The organism is Pseudomonas sp. FG98, from assembly GCF_057808595.1.
Window position 1 is genome coordinate 1 of sequence record NZ_JBMDIJ010000160.1, and the last position, 5,570, is coordinate 5,570.

The 5,570-nt window shown below is 59.2% G+C and carries 8 protein-coding genes; 6 read left to right on the forward strand and 2 right to left on the reverse strand.

Annotated elements, in window-relative coordinates:
• Positions 1-110: 110 nt before the first annotated feature.
• The 4 genes from ACODSK_RS32215 to ACODSK_RS32230 all read left to right on the forward strand — a co-directional run bounded on the left by ACODSK_RS32215 (position 111) and on the right by ACODSK_RS32230 (position 2,910).
• Entirely contained in the window at positions 111-368 is a 258-nt protein-coding gene (locus ACODSK_RS32215) for a PAAR domain-containing protein (protein WP_489022150.1), read from the forward strand.
• A gap of 309 nt (positions 369-677) precedes the next feature.
• A complete protein-coding gene (locus ACODSK_RS32220) occupies positions 678-1,499 on the forward strand; it encodes a hypothetical protein (protein ID WP_489022152.1) in 822 nt (273 codons plus the stop codon).
• A 90-nt stretch (positions 1,500-1,589) separates the two neighbouring features.
• The gene (locus ACODSK_RS32225) at positions 1,590-2,057 is read left to right on the forward strand and encodes a hypothetical protein (protein ID WP_489022153.1); all 468 of its coding nucleotides are present in this window, start codon (positions 1,590-1,592) and stop codon (positions 2,055-2,057) included.
• A 541-nt stretch (positions 2,058-2,598) separates the two neighbouring features.
• Positions 2,599-2,910: a hypothetical protein gene (locus ACODSK_RS32230; RefSeq protein WP_489022155.1), complete on the forward strand. Its 312-nt coding sequence runs from the start codon at positions 2,599-2,601 to the stop codon at positions 2,908-2,910.
• 9 nt (positions 2,911-2,919) lie between these two features.
• Here the strand turns inward: ACODSK_RS32230 and ACODSK_RS32235 are convergent, their stop codons facing one another.
• Both ACODSK_RS32235 and ACODSK_RS32240 read right to left on the reverse strand, forming a co-directional pair.
• Complete coding sequence (locus ACODSK_RS32235) at positions 2,920-3,339, reverse strand: DUF3010 family protein (protein WP_489022156.1); 420 nt, start codon at positions 3,337-3,339, stop codon at positions 2,920-2,922.
• A 7-nt stretch (positions 3,340-3,346) separates the two neighbouring features.
• Positions 3,347-3,754, reverse strand: a complete 408-nt coding sequence (locus ACODSK_RS32240; RefSeq protein WP_489022158.1) for a lysozyme inhibitor LprI family protein — start codon at positions 3,752-3,754, stop codon at positions 3,347-3,349.
• 169 nt (positions 3,755-3,923) lie between these two features.
• On the opposite strand from ACODSK_RS32240, the gene ACODSK_RS32245 reads away from it, so the two are divergent.
• Both ACODSK_RS32245 and ACODSK_RS32250 read left to right on the forward strand, forming a co-directional pair.
• Positions 3,924-4,427, forward strand: a complete 504-nt coding sequence (locus tag ACODSK_RS32245; RefSeq protein ID WP_489022159.1) for a sigma-70 family RNA polymerase sigma factor — start codon at positions 3,924-3,926, stop codon at positions 4,425-4,427.
• A gap of 109 nt (positions 4,428-4,536) precedes the next feature.
• Entirely contained in the window at positions 4,537-5,502 is a 966-nt protein-coding gene (locus tag ACODSK_RS32250) for a FecR family protein (RefSeq protein ID WP_489022161.1), read from the forward strand.
• Positions 5,503-5,570: the final 68 nt, after the last annotated feature.

The window sequence follows — 5,570 nt, forward strand, 5'->3', positions numbered from 1 at the left end:
GGCGCCCAAGGTGAAATGGCCTGCGGATATGGATCTGGAATCGAGGACTGCGCCATGAGCCACTTCGCAAGCGTGATCAACGCCAACCAACCAAACAAGGAAAGCCCCTTATGAATCCAGTCGTTCTCGTAGGCCACCGCCACGATTGCCCTATCCATGGCCCCGGTACCGTAACCAGCGGCTCCAGCGTAGATACCGTCAATGGTCGGGCCATTGCCCGGGTTGGCGATTCGATCAGTTGCGGTGCGGTTATCCGCACGGGTTCCAGCGATACCTTCATCGAAGGCCAGGCCGTTGCCCGTGTGGGCGACACCACCAGCCATGGTGGCACGCTGGTCGAAGGAGACCATGACTGGCGAGTGGAGTGAGCCGGTTTCAGCGTCATCCGAACACCAACGCACAAGCGCATTGCATGTTCTGTCGATAGCGTAAGTTTGAAGAAGCCATTTGACCTTGTAACAAATGCTGTGGGGCTGGGAAGCGCCACAGCCGTTGGCATTTGCATCTTCGGAAAGGTTATCGGAAACAATTTTTCAAGAAATACTGGCATCAGTAAGGAAACCACTATGAGGTCGCGATTCGAGGTAAAGAAGTTACCGTCCTATGTGCTGTCGGGAGCCAGGCCTATAAGTCGTCCATATTCAAATCGCTTCAGGATGAAGCTTGGTCCTGATTGTGTGAATGAATACCTTGGCGTGCGGAGGGTTAACGAAAACTGTTTAGAAGTGTATCAGGGGGCTAGAACCTTAAAAAGTGCGTATAGCAGCGCTATCGGAGTGCTTTTTCTGGTGGGGGTGTTTTCTGGTGTGATTACTCTTGCAACGCTTCCTGGACCTTACCCAATAGATATGTGGCTCGGAGTCATTTTTATGCCATTTTTAAGTGCTGCTATTGGAGGTCTTCTATATCTAATAGGACGAGGCTCGCCGGGTAGCCCTGTTCGTATAAGTCGAAAAACAGGAAAGGTCTACTATGTAATTCCGGACGAATTTCGCTTGGTCACCCTGGATTGGCAGGAAATGCAACCCATGGCGGGCAATTTTGTTGTTTCCGGTGGAGCTGTTTTCAATCCTCTTTTGCTAGTTGGCATTGACTGGACTCAATCCCCTCCACGAGAGGCTTCGATTTCATGTGGCAACGTGGGTATTCGTGATAATGGAGAGTCTGCCTGCGAATTGTTCAGCTATATGCAGCATTTCATGGACTATGGTCCGCAAGGGCTGCCGAGGCCTAGTCCCCCGCCTCCAAAGATGTCCCGCGAAGACACCTTCCTCTATGGCTACCGAGAGTGGGCGAAAAAATATCGTGAGGACCTGTCCACCCCAAAAGGCAAACGCTGGGCGGTGTTGTGGGCTCCTGCCAAAGTACTGTGGCTGATCACCGTGGTGTTCCCCGATAGCATCGGGGCCTATCTCGACTACACGGTTCCCGAAGTCAGGTTTCCCAAAGAAATCGACTTGTTGTGCGGGTTCGATCCAGATAGCGACGACGCTTATTAATACTGGAAGCACCCGCTCTAAAATCTGTTATTAGCGTGTTGTCGATGACGGATCGCAGACTCATTGCCCAAAAATAATGATGAAGAGAAAATGAAAGATATCAACTTGAAGATTCGCACCAAGCCGGCTCAGTTTATAATCATTTCACCGATTCTTCTTCCGTTTTTTCTGATTGCTCTGATTTTTATTCTCCCTAGGTATTTACTTGTCATAGAACTGGTCGTTAGCAGTGTGATGATCAACTTAGCGCTCATGATGATAGGGCTGGAGTTTCTTACCGAATCAGAGACCGCACGAATCGAGGGGGACAAGATAGTTTTCAACCACAGGAAGCCAATTCATTTCAGTGAAATCGAGAGCTTCGTCTTTGATAGAGCTTTCAGGTTGAAGACGAAGTCGGAATTCTGGGTGTTGACGTTCCGGTGTCCAGGAAAAGATTCACGGGGCTACGTGCAGTTCCTGGAGGATTTCAAATCTGCCCTGGCCGAGTGGCAGGAGCGAAATCAGAGGGCGGGGGTTGATACGCTTGGGAAAGGCATTTCCATGAGAACCGAATAGTACTCCCACCTATAGCACTAGCCACGGCGGCCACCTAGTCGAAGGGCCACCATCTGGCTAATGCCAGTCAGTTAAGCCAATTGGGGCCGCTTCGCGGCCCTTCGCGAGCAAGCTCGCTCCCACGGTATATAGGCTCCGTGGGAGCGAGCTTGTCGGGGCGCCGAACCGTCGCGAAGGGCTGCAAAGCAGCCCTACTGAGTTCGCCATAAATGGCTACGAAACTTCACCGATCTCCGACTTTCTTGTAGGCAATTTCCCAAGCATACTTCCGCGGCTTATCAGCCGTTGCGTGCTGGGGAAACGCTGCCTAGTCTTGCTGCCGTCGTTGATGTCTGGCGACCGGTTTTGACAGACCGACTAATAGTTGAATCCACAGTGCCAACTCCTCCGTGCTTACGGCCGGAGTCCATGGCGGCTGTGCGTGGGGCGCACTCGTTGCGCGCCGGGTTCCTCTATTCTCGGTCTGTCAACCCGCGTACAGCTGCCACCCTTTGTTTGACAGCAAATGGATGTCAGCCCGGATAAACAATAGAGGGTTGTCATGAAAAAGATCGTCCCCGATCCACCCGCTCCATCTTCACGCGGACTCACCGTCCACACCCGCTTCGCTTCCTGCAACAGCAATCATCCCCCGCTCTTCGCCGTGTGTGCCGGTGCCGGATTCGACAAGGCCATGGTCCACCTCATCGTCATGTTGCGCTCCGCCTACGAAACCAATCTCCAGGCCTGTGACACGGTCAAGGACCGCCATCTGGAGGGCATGCTCTGGGCGACCCAGCACACCATGGAAGCTTCCAGGGCGCTGGCCGAGTCGATGATGAGGGGGATAGAGGAGGGGCAGGCGCCGGGGTGAGCCCAGCTTTCAGCGCCGAGTGAACATCAGCGCGCAGGCGCTTTTCCAGGCCTCGTGCTGATACTTGTTAAGGGCCGCCGGCGGGGTGAAATCATGCTTCTTGCCTTGCGCCGTGATGGTCTGCGGCGACACCAGGTGCACCTCACACCCCTGCAACAACTGCAACACTCCTTCCAGCTTGAAAGTCACCGGCCCGCCGGCGAAATCCCCCTTCTTGCTGCGCTTCTTGATCGCCAGGTGGGTGACGCCGTGTTCGCCGACAAAGGCCTGCATGCGCGCGGCGAAGTCGCGGACTTGCGCGGCGTCTTCGTCGTCTTCGATGCCGATCTTCTTGATCGCCGTGGCGATATGCACCGGTTGCCCGGCGTCCAGGCTGGCCAGGGCCAGCAGGGCTTCGCTGCCCTTGAGTTCGATACCGCAAATGATCATGGAGTGCTCAGTCGGAAGTGGACAGGCCGAGGGATTGCAGGTACTCGGAGCGGTCGTCGTTGCGCTGCGCCATGCAGGTGTTTTGCGCAGCCTCGAAGGCCTTGCCGGCCGGGACGTCGTAGGTCTCGACCTTGCAGTCGGCGTCGCGCAGTTGCTTCCACACGGCTTCGGCGTCGTTGAGGCGCTTGGTCAGCTCGCTGATCTTCGCGGCCTTGCCGGCGTATTGCTCCTTGATGCGGTCCTGCAGGTCGGCGAAGGCGGCGTCCAGCTCGCGCTCGGAGGCGGTGCGGCTGTAGCGGGCGCATTCGTAGTTCTGCTGGTCGGTTTCCACGTTGTCGCACGGCGTGCTTTCTTCTTCGGCGGCGTGGGCGCCAACGGCCAGGGCCGCCAGCATCAGCAAGACCATCGATTTCATCAAAGTCATCTCCCAAGGGACTATGGGGCGGGATTCTCGCTCTTTGCCAAGGCCTTGAACAGCAGGCACAGATGAAGGTTTTATCAGTTGTTATTGATAATGATTATCGACTGCCGGTAACATCGCCCGCCCATGCCTCCGGGCGACTTCATCGACAGGCAGCCGAATCGTGGCGGACGACAAGCTGGAGCTCTACCTCGCTCATCGCGCGGCGCTGCTGGATTATGCGGCGCCCATCGTCGGCTGCCGGGCGCGGGCCGAGGACGTGGTGCAGGAGGCCTGGTTGCGCTTCAGTCGCCAGGACGAAGACGCGGCGATCCGCCATCAGGCCAGCTACCTGTACCGTATCGTGCGCAACCTGGCCCTCGACCTGACCCGCCGCCACGCCACGGAAAAAGCCCAGCCCGGCGGTGACGAGATTCTTGCCGAACTGCCTTCCAGCAGCGCCTCGCCGGAGCGCGAGGTCAGCGGCCAGAACGAGCTGGCGGCCATCAGCCGCGCCCTTGAAGAACTCCCCGAACGCACCCGCCTGGCCTTCGAGATGCACCGCCTGGGCGGCTTCACCTTGCAGCAGGTGGCGACCCATCTGAATGTGTCCACCAGCCTGGTCCATCAGTTGGTGCACGACGCCTTGCGTCATTGCCTGGAGCGCCTGGAGCCGGACGATGACTGAGCGCCGTGACGAAGTACTGGAAAAATCGGCGTCTGCCGCGTCTTTTGCCGCAGACGGGGCGTGTGTGCGACCCTTGCCGACCTTTTCTGCCTTTGGAGATCTGCCGGACATGACGTCAGCCGACTGCGCCACCCAGCGCCGCGATCAGGCCCTGGACTGGTTCCTGCGCCTGCAGGCGGCCCCCGAAGACGCGCAACTGCGCGCCGGGATGGAGCAGTGGTGCGCCGCCGACGAGGCCAATGCCAAGGCCTATCGCAAGGCCGAGCGGGTCTGGCAATTGAGCGCGCAACTGGCGCCGAGCACCCAGGCGCAATGGCCGGTGGAGCCGGTGCTGGCGCCGGTGGTGCCGCTGCCGGTACGGCCGAAACGCCGGCGCTACTGGTTGGGCGGGGCGGTGGCGGCCTGTCTGATGGTTGCTTTGGCGCCGTCGCTGTCCTTGCGCATGCAGGCCGACTACCGCACGGCGGCGGGCGAGACCCGCGATGTCACCCTGGCCGACGGCAGCCTGGTGCAGATGGACAGCGACACCGCCATCGCCGTCGACTACGCCGGGGATCGGCGCGATGTGAAGCTGATCCGCGGGCAGGCCTTCTTCAAGGTCATGCCGGACAAGAGCAAGCCGTTTCATGTGCGGGCCGACGCCTTGCAGGTGACGGTCACCGGCACGGCGTTCAACGTCGATGTCGGCGCCGGGCAGACGCGCGTGGCGGTGCAGGAAGGTTCGGTCAAGGTCGATGACTGGCGTGCGGCCAAGGCCCTGGCCGCGCAGTTGAAGCCGGGGGACCGGCTGGACTACCACGATGGCCAGGCCCGGCTCGATACCTTCGCGCCAGGGCAGACGGCGGCCTGGCGCAAGGGCCAGGTGATCGCCGACGACACGCCGATTGCCGAGGTGGTGGCCGAACTGCGCCGCTATACGCCGGGGCTGGTGGTGCTGCGTAACGACGAACTGGGGCGCAAGCGGGTGACTGGCGTGTATGACCTGCGCAAGCCGCAGGCGGCCTTGCGCGCGGTATTGCAGCCCCATGGCGGCAAGGTCGAGGCCTATGGGCCTTGGGTGATTGTGCTGCGCTGAATCTGCATTCGTCCTTTCGGGCCTCATCGCTGGCAAGCCAGCTCCCACAGGGTCTGCGCCGAGCATAG